The sequence below is a fragment of the Bifidobacterium mizhiense genome (genome assembly GCF_020884755.1).
GTDB lineage: Bacteria > Actinomycetota > Actinomycetes > Actinomycetales > Bifidobacteriaceae > Bombiscardovia > Bombiscardovia mizhiensis.
The window spans coordinates 456,968-474,165 of sequence record NZ_BPWE01000001.1; the positions used below are offsets into that span (position 1 = coordinate 456,968).

Below are 17,198 nucleotides of genomic sequence, written 5' to 3' on the forward strand. Positions count from 1 at the left end.
CATCGTGGGTGCATCCATTCAAGACGTAGCAGATCGAGCCGGGGTTTCAATAGCCACGGTGTCCCGTACATTTACTCTCCCCGACAAGGTTCTTCCGCAAACCAGGGAAAAAGTCCTCAAAGTCGCACAGGACCTGGACTACACCATTTCACGATCTGCTTCAGCATTGAAGTCGGGCAAGTCGGCACGAATCGCCTTCTTGACTGGCGGAGAATTGGACTCCTGGTATGACTCACATGTTCTGGCTGGCCTCAACTCCGTTCTCCATGACGCGGGGTATGACATCGCTTTATACGCCGTATCGGATACGCAGGAACGCCATGCATTCTTTTCGGATATGTCTATCAAACGCAATGCTGATGCTGTACTTGTGGTCTCCTTCCAAATACCCTGCACAGAGGCCGACAAATTAGCCACGACGGGCATCCCGCTTATCGGAATCAACACCGAACCGATTCCGGAATTTTCGGCAACCGTAGGCATAGACGAGACCAGCTGCATGAGATTGATCATCAACCATCTGGTCAACCTCGGGCATCATAAAATCGCCTATGTCTGCTTGGACCCAGAGACTGAACATTTCAAATGGAATGGTCGGGCACGTCTGCAGGCATTCCGCTCGATCTGCTCCCAATTAGGGGATCAGGTCAGTCCAACAGTTGTATATGCACCCAAAGACGATACTCGAGCAGACTTCGCCTTATCCCAGTTGGCCAGGTTGGACCAGTACCCGACAGCCGTAATCTGCATGAATGACGAATATGCCCTCCCTCTGCTTTTCTGCATGCAGCGCTCGGGATACACAATTCCCCGAGATGTATCGGTTGCAGGTTTCGACGATTCGACATATGCCCGCGAAATCGGGCTGACCACTATTCATCAGGATCCCTACGAGATGGGAAAGTCGGCCGCTCAGACACTACTGAAATTGTTGGAAGGCGAGAACCCTGACCAGAACGTGCAAATTCAGCCATCTTTCTTAGCTGTTCGCAGTACAACCGCCCCTCCGGAGCGCTGACTCGCCGCTAGCATGTCAACGGCAGGATTTTCAAAGGCTAGTATCCGCAACCGGACACTAGCTTAAGTAGATGATGGTCAAACTTGCGAAGATCTCTTTGTCCTTTGCAGATGTATACGTTATCATGTGCTTGGAAGCATGGCTGCGCCATGCGGACTCCATGACCATAGATGGGCCCTCGAGCATGCTTATGAAGCGATACCCGCGTTCCGCACAAACTTGCTGAAAGGAGCAGTTGATGCCGTTGCCAACCTCGGATCGACAAGAAACCAAAACAGAGAAAACCTTAATGGGGTTCAATGCGAAGGGTGCCGCTGGCAATCGTGCAAGCTTCTTTGCCGCCGCAGGCCTCGAATGGCCTGACGATATGGTCATGGAATACGACCTGGGCAGATACACTGATTATCCTTTCAGCGTCGATATATCCAACAATCGCCTTCTGGCCGCCCTAGACAGAACTGGACAGGTGCGACGCGCGGTTGTTGCGGTAGGACGCCAGGATATGCGAGGCAAGACCATCCCTGGTGTCTACGTGTACAAGAAGCTGGCCTTCTGCCAAGGGCACATTGGAATGCAGATCAATTGTCTGAACCGTCAATGTCTATCGCCCGCACTTAGCTTCATAGACGATCTCATACCAGTCTTCGATGCATCGATAGGCGATCTGCACAGCCAGACCATCATCTTCGTGCCCCAGAAAAGCACCAGCAGACCTTTGTGTCTGATTCAGCTTTGTCGACTTACCAATAGGGGAACGACGCCATTAGACGTAAATGTATCGATTCTGTCGTCAACGCAGGGCAAGGATGGTACAGAACTTTTACCCCTGAAATTCAATCTTCTAAGCGAATCGGACAGTCCTGTCGCGCCCGACACATGTAAGGCCATGCTCAGGCTTGCTCCAGGAGAAAGTCGGAGCGTGGCCAGTGTCTTCGATTTTTCGGAGCAAGAGGATAACCTCCAGACATTCAACTCCATTCCGGAATGCCGGAAAGCTCTGAACGTTACCTTGAAAGCCCTTAAAGGCAGCCTGGGCAAGGTACAGATTCCGGAAGACCCATGGTACGGTGAACTCATCACCCGTTCGGCGGAACTAGCCCGACAAAGTCTTCTTCTGCTGGCAGACGGCAAAGCGGCTGGCTCATTCTGGGGATCCAACGCCAACCCACTCCCTGACGTATGGACCAGAGACTTCGGCTACTGCGCCATGGGTCTGGTCGACAGCAACCCTGACCTGGCCAATCCCATGATCGAGTTCCTTGCGCAGTATGGCATACCCGACCATGCCTGGGAGCGCGAGGCCAGAATGCATCCCGAGGCCAGCGGATTCCAACATTCCTTGGGTAATTCCTGCCTTGCTGTAGTTCTGGCTTCCATGTTGGTTCATCGGCATGGCCGCAAGGCTTTCACAGCGGACCAAAGTACATTCACCCAGTACGTCCGTGGGCTGGCCTCTGATCTGATCGCCGAACGACCTAAGCAAGGTCAACTGTATGAGACCCTTTACATTTCGGACGGGCCGTCACGTGGCGATTACCACACCGGATCCAACATACTGGCCTGGAAGGCCGCCAAGGTCATGGCCGAGGACTTCTCGGATCTCTTGGATACCGGTCAGGCAGAGCAACTGGAGCAAATAGCTGAAGAACTTCATCAGTCACTTAACGAGAAATGCGTCCGCAGCATTGATGGCAGCCCCATGTATGTGGAAGGGGCCAACAGGGATGGAAGCATCATCGGCATCCATGACGGAGAGGAAAGCGACCTGACATTGGCCTCCGTTTACGGATTCACGAGTCGTGACGACGAGCGCATACGCAACCACGCCAGATGGGCCCACAGCACCAGAGACCCATATTATGCCCCGATTACAGGTGGAATCGACTTCTGGGACTTTGACGACAGCAACGGAATTACTTATCCCGGCCAGATCCATGGCCTCTGCAGGGCGAACACCCGAGAAGAACTCAAAGATGCCCTGCTTGAGCTGCGCAGAACCACCGATCTGGATGGATCTTTCTGGTGGTGGCCCTTCGAGCATGCTGAGCAAGAACCCGCCAAGGTCAAACGTGGCCTGGGCAAGTGCGGCTGGTGTGCGGGTGAATTCGTGAGCTTCTTCCTGCACGACATCATGGGAGTCGAGCGCGACCAGGAAACCCGCAGCATCAGAATCGCTCCTTACACGCCGTGGCGCCGCTTTAGCTGGAAGGATCTGGCTTTCTGCGGTGGCTATGTCGATTTCGAGCAAGAAGACGACACGCTTCGTTTCACGAACAGAACCGATGAACCCCTGCATGCCTATTTACAAATTGCCATGCAACCGAACACCATGCTGGAAGATGTCACGCTCAACGGTCAGAGCAGACGATACCAAGCCAGTGTTATCCATCTTCACGATGGCTCAGCAGTCGGCGTGGAGGAGCAGGTCGAACCTGGGCAGAGTATCGCTTTGACCATTAGGACCAGATAGGTACACGCAAACATCAGGGGCGAGAACATCGTTCCCGCCCTTTCCCGTATGAAAGTATCAGGAATACGAAAAGGTGGTGCCCTCCACAAAGGAGACGGCACCACCTCAGTAACTTTGGACGTGCTGCATTCAAAGTCCGATTGAGATCATCGGTTGGATTTTGATCTCACTTCTGGCCCTGGGCCGCCACAGCAGCAGCACCGGCCGCGGCTGCTTCCGGATCCAGGTACTCGCCACGAGGCTTGATGGGCTTGAAGTTCTCATCCAGCTCATAGACCAGAGGGATGGCCGTGGGGATGTTGACCTTGGCAATCTCATCCTCAGTCAGGTTGTCGAGCATCTTGACGATGGCCCTCAGGGAGTTGCCGTGAGCGGCAATCAGGACGGTCTTGCCGGTCTTGAGCTCAGGAACAATGTCGCTCTCCCAGTAGGGGGTGACGCGCTTGACCACGTTGGCCAGTGCCTCGGCGCGGGGCACGGGGGCTCCGGCATACCGAGGATCATGGGACTGCGAGTATTCGTCGTCAGGGTCGATCTCGGGCGGCGGGGTGGCATAGGAACGACGCCAGAGCATGAACTTCTCGTCACCGTACTTCTCGCGGATCTCGGTCTTGTTCTTGCCCTGCAGTGCTCCGTAGTGACGCTCGTTCAGTCTCCAGTCGCGCTTGACGGGGATCCAAAGGCGGTCGGCCTCGTCCAAGGCGATGTTGGCAGTGTTGATGGCGCGGCGCAGCAGAGAAGTGAAGACGATGTCCGGCAGAACACCCTTATCCTTGAGCAGCTTGCCGCCCTTACGGGCCTCCTGCTCTCCCTGCTCGGTCAGCGGGACGTCCACCCAGCCGGTGAACTGATTGGTGTTGTTCCATGCGCTCTGGCCGTGCCTGAGCAATACTAGTTTGTAGGTCATAGTGAAAATTCTAAAACCTAAGAGGGACTGTTTGGCGGACCTACACCTCCCCCTGTAGAGCGGTCACTTAAAGCAGGCAGACACCCAACCAGCAGAATCCAGTCAGCAGATCGGTATAGCCCGACAGTGCGAACGCCCTGCTGAAGCGGTTCCGGCAGCTGGCCACCGTGGTGGCAATGGCCAGGGCCAGGACAGGCAGCAGGCAGAGCAGGCGAGGCCAAGCGGCTGCAAGAGAGCCGCCCGACAGGGACCATGACTCCACCACGCCCAGGATCACAGCCAGGACATAGCAGGACCCCATCAGAATCAGTGTGCCTTTGGGTCCGATGAACGAAGACAGCGTGTACTTGCCGGCCAGAGGATCTGCATCAATGTCCCGATAGTTGTTAATCTCCAGAACGGGAATGCAGATAAGACCGCCAACCAAGGCGCCGATGAACCCATGGCGGTCGACGATGCCGGTCTCCATGTACTGAGTGGCCAACACGCCCACCAGGCCGAAGAAGATCATGATGCTCAGCTCGCCCATAGCCCTATAGCCGTAAGGGTGCTTGCCTCCCGTGTAGAACCAGGCTCCCAGCAGGCAGAAGATGCCGACCAGGATCATCCACCAGTGGCCAGTCACCCAGCAGAGGATCAGACCGGACAGGCAAGCCATAAGGATGTTGAGGTAGGCAGACAGCAGAACCTTACGAGGCTCCACACCACCGGCCACCCCTCTTCTGGGCAGATCAGGCACCGAGCCGTCAGCGCCCGCACCCGAAAGGCTGCTCCGGCCCTCGTCAGTACCCCTGATCCCGTCAAAGTAGTCATTGGCCAGATTGCAGGTGCTGTGGATGAACACAGCCGTTAGACAACATAAGAGACCGATCAGCCAGAAGCGCGCATCTGGTCCCAGCCCTTGGTCGAACAGCTGCCGGAGGGCCACCGCTGTGCCGATCAGGACCGGCGTGGGTGAGCAGAGCAAGGCCGAGGGTCGCAGTGCGTCCTTGTATTCCCGAAGTGTGATGAACATGATTGCCTGATTATCCACCAAATCGCTCGAAAGTCGGACTGCTCTCTTATGAGCCTATCAAGATTTTCACAGCTGCAGAAACAGGCCCGCCGACCAGCACAGGGCGGAGACCAGAGTGCCCTTGCCTGCCAAGCCGAAAGCCTTGGGCACCTGGCCACGGGCAAAAGCTCGACAGATCAGCAGAAAGACAGCGGCTACAGGCAGGAGGATCAGCACTAGAGGGAAGCCGGGCAGACCACGTCGCATGACAGCCGGAACGAACTGGATCAGGCCCAGAACCAGACTCAGGATGTAGACCAGGTAAATGGAGATGGCCGCTACACGCGCCCCCACCAGAACCGCGTATGTGTGTTTGCCGGCTCGGCGGTCGTCGTCCAGATCACGGTAATTGTTGAGCATGAGCAGGCCCACAGCGTTGAGCCCGCAGGCGCAAGCACCAAGGATGCCGGCGGTATCGACCCTATCAATGAGAAAGTACTCGGTACCCAGGGTGGCCACCAGTCCGAAGAAGATGAAGACGCTGACCTCGCCCAACCCATGGTAGCCATATGGATGCGGGCCGCCCACATAACACCAGCCCGCTATCAGGCAGCAGACCCCGACCAGGATCATCCACCAATGACCGGTCAATGCCATGACGATGAGGCCCATCAGACAGGTGAAAGCCGCCGAGATCATGGTGGCGTACAGCACTTTCTTGGGCGGCACGCCGGCGGCCACCAGACGCCTGGGTCTGCCGGAGGCGGCCTCCTCGCCTCCACGGCCGGAGTCAGTGCCACGAACACCATCGGCATAGTCATTGGCGAAGTTGGCTGCGATCTGCATCGACAGGGCGAGCAGGACCAACAAGACCACGATCAGGGCCAGCCTTCCCGGTGTGGCCGCCTTCAGGGCAGGGTCGACAGGAGGGGGTGAGCAGGAGCTGGTGCACTGTTCCAGGAGCCGTGACCGCTCCAAAAGTGCAGCCGAAGCGCCCACGCAGACAGGCGCCACCGAAGCAGGCAGCGTCCGGGGACGCATGCCATCCATCCACAGCCTGATATTCATGACCGTCCCTCCCCTGTTATCATCTCAGACCCTCTCAGATCAGCGGCTTGACCAAGGGGAAGGTGATGGTCTCGCGGATGGATGCACCGGTAAGGGCGATCAACAGACGATCGATGCCCATGCCCATGCCGCCAGCGGGAGGCATGCCTACGCCCAGGGCCTCCAGGAAGTCCTCGTCAATGTCCATGGCCTCGACATCGCCGCGGCTGGCCATCTTGGCCTGCTCAACGAACCGCTGCCGCTGAACGACCGGATCGTTGAGCTCGGAATAGCCCGTGGCTAGCTCAAACCCGCGAACGTAGAGGTCCCACTTCTCGACCACGCCTGGCTTGGTGCGGTGGGCCTTGACCAGAGGCGAGGTCTCAACCGGGAAATCACGCACGAAGGTGGGCTCGTACAGCTTGTCCTGCCAGAAGTGCTCCCAGAGGTGTTCAACCAGCTTGCCGTGGTTTTCGGCAGGCTCCTCCTCCAGGCCCAGTTTGTCAGCGATGGTCCGCAGATGGTCCACACTGGTTTGCGGGGTGATCTCCTCACCCAGGGACTCGGAAAGGGACTCATACATACTGATCTGGCGCCAATCGCCGCCGAAGTCGTACTGGCTGCCATCCTGCAGGGTCACCTTGAGCGATCCAGCCGTGGCCATGGCCGCCTTTTGGATCAGCTCCTTGGTCAGATCCCCTATGGTGTCATAGGTGCCGTAAGCCTGATAGGCCTCCAGCATGGTGAACTCCGGGGCATGGGTGGCATCCACGCCCTCATTACGGAAGTCGCGGTTGATCTCGAAGACCCGCTCAATGCCGCCCACCAGGCAGCGCTTGAGGAAGAGCTCAGGGGCGATGCGCAGGTAGAGGTCGATGTCGAAAGCGTTCATATGCGTGGTGAATGGCCGGGCCGCAGCGCCGCCATGCACGGTCTGAAGCATGGGGGTCTCGACCTCCATGAAGTCGTGGTCCTCGAAGGTGCGCCTCAGGGAGGAAACGGCCTTGGAACGACGGCGGACCATGGCCCGCACATCCTCATCGGCGATCATGGCCAGGTAGGGTTTGCGAGTACGCTGCTCCTCGGTCAGCTCCTTGTGAAGGGCAGGCAGAGGCTGCAAGGCCTTGGCTGCGATATTCCACTCGGTGGCGAAGACGGAGAGTTCGCCGGTCTTGGAGGCGACCACGCGACCACGCAGGTAGAGGTGGTCGCCAAGGTCGACCAGCTGCTTGAACCGTTTCAGAGAATCAGCGCCGATCTCACGCTTGGAGATCATGCCCTGAATGCGGGTGCCGTCGCCCGCTGCCAGTTGGACGAAGCAGAGGCCGCCGCCGTTGCGCAGGAAGAGGACCCTGCCGGCGATGCCGACCACATCCTCAGTCTCCTGGCCTGGCTCAAGGCGGTCCTGATACTTGCGGCGTACATCCTCGATGCGGTCTGTCACATCCAGATGGACCGGATAGGGTTCTATGCCCTCCTTGAGCATGAGCGCCCTCTTGGCCACACGCATGCGCACCTGTTCGGGATGGCCTTCGGCTCCGTCTGCCAAGCTGCCGGAATCAATGGCGTCATCCAACTGGGCGCCCTGATCAATCTTCTCTGTGATGGCCATATCCTGGTCAAGCAGTGCCTGAGCACGCTCGACCGTCGTCAGACGAGGGGTTTCTTCCGATGAGTCATTCATAAATTGCTATTTTACGCATGAGCCGGTACTTGGCCCTGGTCGCCACCTAACGCCAAGTATCTGAATGGTCACGCCGCGCAGACGATAGCGTTTGGCCGACGGTACGTGTACTATATAGAACGTTGTCACGGGGTATAGCGCAGCTTGGTAGCGCGCTTCGTTCGGGACGAAGAGGCCGGGGGTTCAAATCCCCCTACCCCGACAATTATTCCGGCTCCCAGGGGCCGGAATTTCTGTATTCGCAACTTTTAGACATAGCTGTATGCAGGAATAAAAACTTATCTTATCTGTTGCTTTTCTAATAAGCTCTTGCATTTTATGAGTTCAGGATCAAAGCCCCAACGATCCCGAAATCTTCCACTGCATTAATATTTAGGTTCCTCGGAACAGAAAGACGGATCATCAGCATCCAGATGTAGTATATAAACAAATATTCTGTTCAAAGGAGCATAATGCGGATCTTAGCCTTTGCCCTCAAAGGACTTCGCTTATACGACAAGGGCGCACTACGCATGATCCTGTTCGCCGAAGATAGGATTACCGATGGCAGCTTCACCCATCGCCTTCAGGGCACCACATCACCGCTTGGCATCGTCACAGCCATTGGCATCTCCGGTATCAATGCCTCCGGCAAAACCACTGATCTACGCCTGCTTTCTCTAATCATCAACATTGCCAGAGGCGCTTCATTGGGAACTCAACGCTCCACCATCGATCCGCTGATAGACATTCTTGAGCCCACGATTACAGCACGCATTATCTTCGAAGAAAACGGCGAGGCTTGGCTGCTCAATGCCACACTCCGGCGCGCCGACAAGAACGAGACCACCGCCGACTCCCCCTTAGTTTTCGAAAAGGAACGGCTGTGCCAGTATGCAGGCAGAAGTCTGAGCAAGATTCGTTTGAAAAGAACCATAGATGGCGATGAAGAATCTTGGATGACTGTAGCGACTCGAGGAATGAATAAGTCGGGCGACAAAAAAGAGCTGGCCGAGGAGATCAAGAGATTCTTGCCCCCCGATCGCTCTCTGACGACGGGGATGCTGCGCACCAAGGAGACCATGGTCACCCTCTGTCTGCAAAATCCGCTGCAAATGTCCATTCCTGTCACTCCCCCATCGCAAGTGGTACGTCTATTCGATCCGACCATCGAACACTTGGAAGTAAGCGATCACCAGTTGCATATCAAGTTCCGCAATGAAAAGGTTGAGCGCGACTATGACCCCTCGCAAGCTATGGCCATGATATCGGCTGGAACATTGCGTGGAACATCCTTGGCACAACGTGCTATCGAAACACTTGCGCAAGGAGGCTACCTACTATTCGACGAAATCGAAAACAGCATAAACAAGCAGTTGGTCTTCGCTATCATCGATTTGTTCTCCTCTCCTGCTACTAACCCGCATGGGGCGGTGCTCGTTTTTTCTACGCACTATCCAGAACTGCTGGACCATTTCACCAGAAAAGACAACATTTGGTTCGCTGTAAGGCATGAGAATGCCGGATTCCAACTGGTCCGGTATAACAAACTGGTCACCAGAGGCGAGCTCAAGAAGAGTGTCCAGTTCATGTCAGGTGCCCTGCAAGGAACCGCGCCCTCAGCCGCTTCCATCAGCGCCTTGCGGAGCTACGTCAAGGAAACGGTTCATGGATAGTCAAGCGATTTATAATGAACCTACCTTGGTTACCTGCGAAGGGTCTGCCGAAAGCGTCATCTTTGAACTCCTACTGACAGAAGGAAAACTGATCATCCCTAAAGATTCCCTTATTGAAGATCCGCAGACTGGTCGGCTTTATACCCGCTGCCGTAAAGATAGGGAAATCGAGGAACGGTTCCTTTCCGTGACCTATGGTTCTTCATGCGTAAATATCGTCCGTATTATTGACTCGCCAAATGAACGCTTTCACTTGTCGCCTCTGTACCAGTCTAAAGCCCGTGTACTTACACTGACTACTCGTCCTGAGATCGAGATCCTGGCCATCATCAAAGAGGGGGCCTATAGGGATTGGACGCACGTCAATAACATGAAACCCAGCGAATTCTGCAAGGAGAAACTGGGGCTGCACAAGATCAAGCAGTATGCTTTCTTGCACCAATATTGGAATGACGCAGATGAGCTCTGTCGTGTCATCGAGTTGTATCGAAGAAACCATTACTTCCAAAACCATGAGCGATGTTTGGCCGAGCTCCTCGTTACCCATTCAGGCAGCTACACCGGACAGGTGTGACCTAGGCGACATAGCCGACTGAAGTCCATCAAAGACCATCAGCCTAGACTGATAGATAGAAGCGACCAGGGCGCTAGGGCTCCATGAGGGACCCGCACCTACAGATACCCTGACAGCAAGGGAGCCAAATGAGCCAGGACCAGACACCGACCCCAGACAGCAAGCAGGAAAAGACTCAACAGTCCTACCTGCAACCGGACGGCAGCTTCGACACCCAAGCCTTCTTGGACGGACTGGATGCCATCTTCAATGCGGGCAAGGCTCGCGACGAAGCTGAACCCTATCTGCAGCAGGCGCTGGTGGATGCGGAGAATGCGGGTAATGATGCCGGACTGCTGACCGTGCTGAACGAAATCATGGGCTTCTACCGGTCCCAGGGTCGCCACCAGGAGAATATGTGGATGATCCAGCGTGCCATCGAACTGGCCACACGCATGCGCATTGAGGGGTCCGAGGCCTGGACGACCACTCTGATCAATGCAGCCACAGGACTGCGGGCAGCCAAGAAGTACGACCAGGCCGAAGACCTCTACCGGCAGGCGCTTGCCTCCGCAGCCAAGACCCTTGGGCCCAAGGATCGGCGTCTGGCGGCCCTACACAACAACCTGTCCATGCTCTACAGCGAAACCGACCGACCCGACCAGGCCGAGCAGGAGCTGCGCCAAGCCATGGGCATCCTGGAGAATTCCAGCACTGATCCTTCCCGGGATCTGGATCTGGCCACCACCCACACCAATCTGGCCCTTCTACTCATGCAGCGCAGCGACAGTCCACAGGCTCTGCAAGAGGCCTGGGACCAGGCTCGCACAGCCCTGGACATCTATCGAACCGGCCACCTGGAAAACAGCGCACACTATGCCTCAGCCCTGGCTGGCTTTGCCCAAGTCTGCTACATGACCGGCCGCTTCAGTCAGTCGGCAGACACCTATCGCAAGGCCTTGGCCATCATCGAGGATCGATACGGTAAGGGCAGCGACTACTACCAGATCACCAAGGCCAATCTGGACCAGGCACAGGCCGCTGCTGATAAAAACGGGGACATGAATCAATCCGACCAGGCTAAGCAAGCAGCATCCAGCCAGCCAAAAACCGGTTCAAACCGGCCTCCGGCCAGGAATCAGAACAATGACAGCAATCTGCATGACTCCCGCACGGATATTCAAGGGCTGGATCTGGCCAAGGCCTATTGGGAGCAAGTGGGCCGCCCCATGCTGGAGGAACGCTACCCCCAGTATCGCGGCCGGATTGCCGTGGGATTGATGGGCCATGGTTCGGACTGCTATGGCTTTGACGACGCCATCTCCCGGGATCATGATTTCGGCCCCGGCTTCTGCCTGTGGCTGACCAGCGAGGATTACCAGGCCATCGGCGACCAGCTGCAGAAGGACTATGAGGCCCTGCCCACCGAGTTCATGGGGTTCGGTTCGCGGACCGACAGCGTCAGAGCTAAGGGGGCTAATCGACGTGTGGGCGTCTTTGAGATCGGCGCCTTCTTCGAATCCCTGACCGGTTACCGGCAGGCGCCCCCGGAAGATCATCCCCACGAGTGGCTGCTTTTGGATGAGGCTACGCTGGCTGCGGCCACCAATGGCAAGATTTTCGCGGATCCTCTGGGGCAGATGCTGGCCACACGGCAGGGGTTCAAGGCCATGCCTGACGATGTGCGCTTCTGTCTGATCTCACGCCGGCTGGGCATGATCGCCCAGGCGGGCCAATACAACCTGCCGCGGAGTCTACGGCGGGGCGACGGGGCTGCGGCAATGCTGTCAATCAATGAATTCATCAAAGCCTGCGCCTCCCTGATCTTCCTGATCAACAATCCGCTGACCGTCGGGTATCTGCCCTATTACAAGTGGACTTTCGCGGCCCTGCGGCGGCTGAGCGGACGAATGGCCACCAGGCTGGCCGACCTGTCCGAGCAGCTGGAGGACATCCTGCGACTGGCTTCGGCTGCCTGTTACGGAGGACAAGGCTTCGGCGAAGGCGGCAAGGGGGCCCGGCCGGCTGCCGAACGCGTCACCAAGCTTGTGGAATCCATCTGCGCAAGAATCGTAGAAGAGTTGCAAGCGGAAGGCCTGACCAACAGCCCGGAAACCTTCCTGGAATGGCAGCGCCCCTACGTCGAGGCTCACATCTCCAGCGACGATCCGGTTCTGCACAGCATCTGAAAGGAGCCAAAGATGGCAAACGACGAGCAATGTCAGGATGAGGAATCCCTGCGCGAGCGGATCGTCCGCCACGAATGGGAACAGTTCCAGCAGGTCAACAACGAGGGTGGCCCGGCCAACTGTCAGGGCAACTGGCCCATGTTCCACCAGATGCGCCTGAGCCAGTTTTTGACCTGGCCGCATCTCCTGCTGACCAGCTACGCGGACGACCTTGACCAAGCCGACAAACAGGGGCGCAACCTGTTGACCGAGAAGTACGGGCGGATGATGGAGTCCACAGCCCCGGATCTGTACCACAGCAACATCGCCCCTTACCTGCCCCGGCTGGGCCTGGACCGCCAGGAGCAGCAGGAGCGCATCATCGACAGGCAAGTGGCCTGGGCCAAGAACTTTCGCGAGCGCTACCCCCGTCTAGGCCAGGAGATGCGGGTCCTGCGCACCAGCGAGGACACGCCGGAAGCCACCTCCTTTGAGACTTATCTGCGTGGCGAACTGGGCACCTATTCGGCTCGGACCCTGGATCTTTACCAGTCCATGGTGGACCAGATCGAGGCCCGTGGTGGCAACCTGACCGAGGAAACCATCCTGGCCACAGTGCAGATGAATGGCTTTGAAACCCTGGACGAAGCCGAGCAGGCCCAGGACTGACCTCCTGAACCCCAATCAGGAGGTTCATCTTTCCAACCAGTCGCGCGGTCGGGTAGAGTTGACGGGTGCAAAAGCTGAAACGGGCGGGTTTCACTGCCGCCTCCTTCGTGGTCATCCTGCTGGTCATGCTCCTTTTAGGCCAAGCCATGACGCCGGACTGGCGGGTGGAACCCTACCGTGACCATCTGCAGGTCTCGACCCGATCCACCGCAGTCGCCTCGAGCCTTGGAACCACCACCCCTGAGGGCACCCACCAAGTCAGGGAACAGAAAATCAGCATCACTCTGGATGGCGGAGTCCACATCCAGGCCATTGTCAGAGAGCCAAGCGACCGAAAGGGCACTGGACCAGCCTGTCTGTTCATCCACGGCGCCGGAACAGGCAAATCCTCCGAAGTATACGGCGATCTGGCTTCAGCTATGGCCTCGGCCGGCATTACCACCCTGGTGCCTGACAAGCGTTTGGACACCTACACCACCTTTCACCGTGATTATCAGGCCATGGCCGCCGATTATGGACGATCCCTTGACCGTCTACGCTCCTGGCCGGGTGTGGATCCAACCAAAGTTGGCCTGTACGCCGAGTCCGAGGGCACCTGGATATCGTCCATCATGACCGCCAAGGACTCCAGTATCGCCTTCTCCATCCTGACTTCGCCCCCCGTCTACCCGGGACGGCGGCAGATGGCCATGGCGGCTACCAACTACCTGGATCTGATTGGCGCGCCCAAGGGAATCCGCAACGTTATACCCCGGTTCATTGGCATGGACCTGTCCCTGCTGGGCCTGGAGTACGCCGACTTCCCCTCCCTGCCTTATCTGGACCAGCTGCGGATGCCCGTCATGATCAACTTCGGCACCATGGACTTCTCCATGCCAGTCGAACAGGGAGCGCAGGAGATCATCCGCAGAACTCATGCAAGCGGCAATGACAACGTGACCCTGCGCTACTACCCCACCAACCATCAGATTCGCACCGGCAGTCGGCTGGCCAAGGACGGGTTACCTCTGGAACCCCGGTATACCCATAATCTGGAAGACTGGATCAACGCTGTAGCCTTAGGCACCCAGGCCGATCAATGGTCCACTCCCATGATCGCCGGCAGCCAGCCCCACCAGCTCAATCAAGTACCTGATCGCACTGATTCCGGATTGATTTCCTCGCTGACCGCCCTGCTGACCTTGATGGCCAGTGGCCCCGTTCTGCTGGTTGCTGCCCTCATAACTGCCCTGATAGGAGCCTTGAACTCACATCTGCGGACTCAAGGCAATGTCAGACAACGGTCCGGCTTCAGCAAAGGTCTGGCCGGGCGGCTTTGGGCACTGGGCCTGTTGGCCACAGGACTGATAGCCGCACTGCTGGCCTATGCCCTCACTGTGGTCCGCCAGGCCTTCGGCCTGGTCCATCTGTCCTCGATGATGACATTCTCCTGGTTCCTACTGTCAGGTCTCTGCCTGATGTTCATCCTGCTCTTGGCGAGCACCCTGACCTCCATCTTCAGCCGGCCTGACGGCAAACCAGCTGTGGTTGGCGCTGGCCACTGGCTGACCCTGACTCTGACCTTGTTGGGGTCACTGGCCATCCTTGGCAGCCTGATCTTCTGGAATATCCTGGTCTTTTGAGTCATGACGAGCGCGCTTTGTTGATGCCAGCCAAGTTGATATAGCAGCGACAATCAGCACCACGCCCAGGCCAGCAAAAATCAATGGAATAATCCGCTGCCAGGGTATGACTAGGGTCAGATCCGTACCGTAACGCAGAAAGACCAATCCTAAAGCCAACATGGTCAGAGCCAAAAGTCCAACCAGGATGCCAAAAATGATGGTAGGCATGCTGGGGCCGTTAGGACGGACCGGCTCCGGCGGCTGCATCCGAACCTGGTATATCGGGGGTGCCTGTGATTCAACCGGCATGACCTTGGTGGTGCGCTCCTGACGATCCAGCGGCTGGCCTCCTTCTGGTTGCTGCATATCAGTCATCTTCCTGATCCTCCCCAAACTGCCATGGATTGTAGCTATAATCCCAATATTCATTGATCGATCCGCTGAAGAGCTGCGCCCGCTTCGGCTGGGTAGCGCTCCCCTGGGCTTGCACGGTGACCCGCGCACCGGCCATGAGATTGGCTTCGACGATCAATTCGGGATCGTCGGGCATATGCCACTGATCCTCCTTGGACGCTCGCAGGGCTTCCTCCCAATTGCGTCGTTCAGCTGATGGCGACGTATTGCCCCACCACATCCGGTTTCCCTGTTCCGTCTCGGTTATCCAGTCAGCCGCGCCTGATCCCAAGACCCTATAGAGGTCGGTGTGTTCCCTATAGGACAAACTGCATCCCTTAGGAATGAGCAGGCGAACGTCCGCATAGGCCACAGCCAGGCGGACGGTGCCCGTCGGGCAGCCTGAGACTGTACTCTCCGCATCATCCATAATCTGAACACGATGGGTGCCGTGTTTCTGCTCATAACCAGTCAGGTCAATGACGGCACTTCCCTGATCCTGCGGGTCTCCGACCAGTGCGATTCCGCGGCGGTAACGCCTCATGTCTGCACTGTCCGCCCCCAACAAGCGCCCATGGTTGTTGCCGTTAACTTGAACTGTGGCGTATTCGGCCAGGATCCTGCGGTTCTGGGTTTGCTCAATGCCTGGTATGGCCGAACCAGAAGCCAGCATCAGGACAACCAGGCAGGCCATCAGGGCAATGGGGGTCAGTCCTCCGGACCTGCGGCCCATCAAGCCCAGGATCAGTATGACCACGCCAAGTATCAGCGTAACGCCTCCAGCCCAGATCAGAGCGAAGGTCAAGGCCACATTCAATCCGCGATAGGGGTTCGTGGCCATCCACCAGACCCCTGCGCCGGAGACCAGGATCAGTCCTGACAGAAGACTGACCAGCGCAGGTCCGGCGGGACGACGCCGTATCCGGGGCGGAACCGACGGAGTCTTACGGGCTATTCCCGGCCCTGTCGAGAATGACCCGGCTGTGCCATAGCCCGGCCAGTCACTGAATCCATATGACTGATTCATGTTCCCAGCAGGTTCTGCAGGGCCTTCTGCCCCCGTCCAACCTCCGGGAGCTGCACCGGTGACAGGATTCTCACAGCCTTGCGTATTGTTCGAATCGCTGGCAGCGTTTGCCGAATCCGCTGTCTCAAAAATATGTCCGGAAGCAGTCGCATCCCCTTGTTGTTCCCGAGTTCCATACGAATCGGAATCCCCTGGCTGGTTCCTGTATCCTTCTGTGCTCGCATTGCCGTCTGTCTGCGTATTGCTTCGCGTCCCTGTGTAATCCTGGTACCCCTTATACCCCGAAAAGCTTGGGTACTCAGGCTGATTCGGATACCATTGCGAGCCTGCACCACTCGGCCGGTCCGAATACTGCGGTCCCATCACCCAGGGATCGCCCGAAACCGGTCTGCCGGCATCCGGCCCAGTCCAGTACCCTCTTTGGTACTCCAGGGCCTTGTTGCGGCTCCACCGGATGAACAGATACAGGACCAGGGCACCGAAGGCCAGTGAAAAGATTCCGACTCCAGGAATCAGGATGGCCAGCAGCCAGTAAATGATGATGCCCACCATGGAAGCATGCCAAATCCCGTGGATCAGCTCCTGGGCGATAATGACCCCACGCCGGTCCGGCAGGACGAACCAGGCAAAGCCGTAGAAGGCGGCACCGGCGCCGAAGAAAAAGACCGCCAGAATCATCAAGGCTCTGACCAGGGTCACGCTCCAACCCAGGCGACGGGCCAAGGCTACGCAAACTCCGCCTACCCATCCCTGGTCACGGATCAGATAGGACTCCCTGCAGGCGCGGAAGAACCTGTCGAACTTCCACTGCCAGCCGTTGTCGGGGCCATTGCCGTTCATGTCGCTACTCATATCTTCATTACAACACCCTGCGAGCGCAAATCTCATGGGGGAACACCCTGATTCGACCCTGATTTCTTCCCCTTATTGCCCTATCGGTACGATCCGAAACCGATAATGGAGGCATGAACGCAGCCATGCAGGAAGAACAAACGTTGAGGGAACCACC

The 17,198-nt window shown here is 57.3% G+C and carries 13 protein-coding genes and 1 tRNA gene; 8 read left to right on the forward strand and 6 right to left on the reverse strand.

Features of this window, described 5'->3' with window-relative positions:
• Nucleotides 1-4 precede the first annotated feature (4 nt).
• Nucleotides 5-1,018, forward strand: a complete 1,014-nt coding sequence (locus LPC22_RS01935) for a LacI family DNA-binding transcriptional regulator (protein WP_229131827.1) — start codon at nt 5-7, stop codon at nt 1,016-1,018.
• A 238-nt stretch (nt 1,019-1,256) separates the two neighbouring features.
• Complete coding sequence (locus tag LPC22_RS01940) at nt 1,257-3,488, forward strand: hypothetical protein (protein WP_229131828.1); 2,232 nt, start codon at nt 1,257-1,259, stop codon at nt 3,486-3,488.
• Between the two features lie 166 nt (nt 3,489-3,654).
• Here LPC22_RS01940 and LPC22_RS01945 read toward each other — a convergent pair whose 3' ends face one another.
• The 4 genes from LPC22_RS01945 to lysS form a co-directional block, all read right to left on the reverse strand.
• On the reverse strand, nt 3,655-4,395 hold the full coding sequence (locus LPC22_RS01945) for a phosphoglyceromutase (protein ID WP_024626731.1): 741 nt from the start codon (nt 4,393-4,395) through the stop codon (nt 3,655-3,657).
• 67 nt (nt 4,396-4,462) lie between these two features.
• Complete coding sequence (gene menA / locus LPC22_RS01950; protein WP_229131829.1) at nt 4,463-5,410, reverse strand: 1,4-dihydroxy-2-naphthoate octaprenyltransferase; 948 nt, start codon at nt 5,408-5,410, stop codon at nt 4,463-4,465.
• 66 nt (nt 5,411-5,476) lie between these two features.
• Nucleotides 5,477-6,457 carry a 1,4-dihydroxy-2-naphthoate octaprenyltransferase gene (menA, locus tag LPC22_RS01955; protein WP_229131830.1) on the reverse strand — a complete coding sequence of 327 codons (981 nt, stop codon included), beginning with the start codon at nt 6,455-6,457 and terminating at the stop codon, nt 5,477-5,479.
• 34 nt (nt 6,458-6,491) lie between these two features.
• Nucleotides 6,492-8,120 (reverse strand): lysine--tRNA ligase, encoded by a 1,629-nt coding sequence (gene lysS, locus LPC22_RS01960; protein WP_229131831.1) that lies wholly within the window; start codon nt 8,118-8,120, stop codon nt 6,492-6,494.
• Nucleotides 8,121-8,248: 128 nt separating this feature from the next.
• On the opposite strand from lysS, the gene LPC22_RS01965 reads away from it, so the two are divergent.
• The 6 genes from LPC22_RS01965 to LPC22_RS01990 all read left to right on the forward strand — a co-directional run bounded on the left by LPC22_RS01965 (nt 8,249) and on the right by LPC22_RS01990 (nt 14,787).
• Nucleotides 8,249-8,322, forward strand: a tRNA-Pro gene (locus LPC22_RS01965).
• 250 nt (nt 8,323-8,572) lie between these two features.
• The gene (locus LPC22_RS01970) at nt 8,573-9,775 is read left to right on the forward strand and encodes an AAA family ATPase (RefSeq protein ID WP_229131832.1); all 1,203 of its coding nucleotides are present in this window, start codon (nt 8,573-8,575) and stop codon (nt 9,773-9,775) included.
• Complete coding sequence (locus LPC22_RS01975) at nt 9,768-10,349, forward strand: hypothetical protein (protein ID WP_229131833.1); 582 nt, start codon at nt 9,768-9,770, stop codon at nt 10,347-10,349. The genes LPC22_RS01970 and LPC22_RS01975 overlap by 8 nt, the downstream gene beginning before the upstream one ends.
• A gap of 128 nt (nt 10,350-10,477) precedes the next feature.
• Nucleotides 10,478-12,517: a DUF4037 domain-containing protein gene (locus tag LPC22_RS01980; protein WP_229131834.1), complete on the forward strand. Its 2,040-nt coding sequence runs from the start codon at nt 10,478-10,480 to the stop codon at nt 12,515-12,517.
• Nucleotides 12,518-12,529: 12 nt separating this feature from the next.
• Complete coding sequence (locus LPC22_RS01985) at nt 12,530-13,165, forward strand: DUF4125 family protein (protein WP_229131835.1); 636 nt, start codon at nt 12,530-12,532, stop codon at nt 13,163-13,165.
• Nucleotides 13,166-13,230: 65 nt separating this feature from the next.
• The gene (locus tag LPC22_RS01990; protein ID WP_229131836.1) at nt 13,231-14,787 is read left to right on the forward strand and encodes an alpha/beta hydrolase family protein; all 1,557 of its coding nucleotides are present in this window, start codon (nt 13,231-13,233) and stop codon (nt 14,785-14,787) included.
• On the opposite strand, the gene LPC22_RS01995 is transcribed toward LPC22_RS01990, so the two are convergent.
• Entirely contained in the window at nt 14,737-15,144 is a 408-nt protein-coding gene (locus LPC22_RS01995; RefSeq protein ID WP_229131837.1) for an ABC transporter permease, read from the reverse strand. The genes LPC22_RS01990 and LPC22_RS01995 overlap by 51 nt on opposite strands.
• Nucleotides 15,137-17,041 carry a PspC domain-containing protein gene (locus LPC22_RS02000; protein WP_229131838.1) on the reverse strand — a complete coding sequence of 635 codons (1,905 nt, stop codon included), beginning with the start codon at nt 17,039-17,041 and terminating at the stop codon, nt 15,137-15,139. Before LPC22_RS02000 ends, LPC22_RS01995 begins: the two co-directional genes overlap by 8 nt.
• Nucleotides 17,042-17,198: the final 157 nt, after the last annotated feature.

Coding starts and splice junctions, on each gene's coding strand:
- LPC22_RS01985 (WP_229131835.1), top strand. CDS start 12,530: ATGGCAAACGACGAGCAATGTCAGGATGAGGAATCCCTGCGCGAGCGG.
- LPC22_RS01995 (WP_229131837.1), bottom strand. CDS start 15,144: ATGACTGATATGCAGCAACCAGAAGGAGGCCAGCCGCTGGATCGTCAG.
- LPC22_RS02000 (WP_229131838.1), bottom strand. CDS start 17,041: ATGAGTAGCGACATGAACGGCAATGGCCCCGACAACGGCTGGCAGTGG.
- LPC22_RS01970 (WP_229131832.1), top strand. CDS start 8,573: ATGCGGATCTTAGCCTTTGCCCTCAAAGGACTTCGCTTATACGACAAG.
- lysS (WP_229131831.1), bottom strand. CDS start 8,120: ATGAATGACTCATCGGAAGAAACCCCTCGTCTGACGACGGTCGAGCGT.
- LPC22_RS01945 (WP_024626731.1), bottom strand. CDS start 4,395: ATGACCTACAAACTAGTATTGCTCAGGCACGGCCAGAGCGCATGGAAC.
- LPC22_RS01940 (WP_229131828.1), top strand. CDS start 1,257: ATGCCGTTGCCAACCTCGGATCGACAAGAAACCAAAACAGAGAAAACC.
- LPC22_RS01980 (WP_229131834.1), top strand. CDS start 10,478: ATGAGCCAGGACCAGACACCGACCCCAGACAGCAAGCAGGAAAAGACT.
- LPC22_RS01975 (WP_229131833.1), top strand. CDS start 9,768: ATGGATAGTCAAGCGATTTATAATGAACCTACCTTGGTTACCTGCGAA.
- menA (WP_229131830.1), bottom strand. CDS start 6,457: ATGAATATCAGGCTGTGGATGGATGGCATGCGTCCCCGGACGCTGCCT.
- menA (WP_229131829.1), bottom strand. CDS start 5,410: ATGTTCATCACACTTCGGGAATACAAGGACGCACTGCGACCCTCGGCC.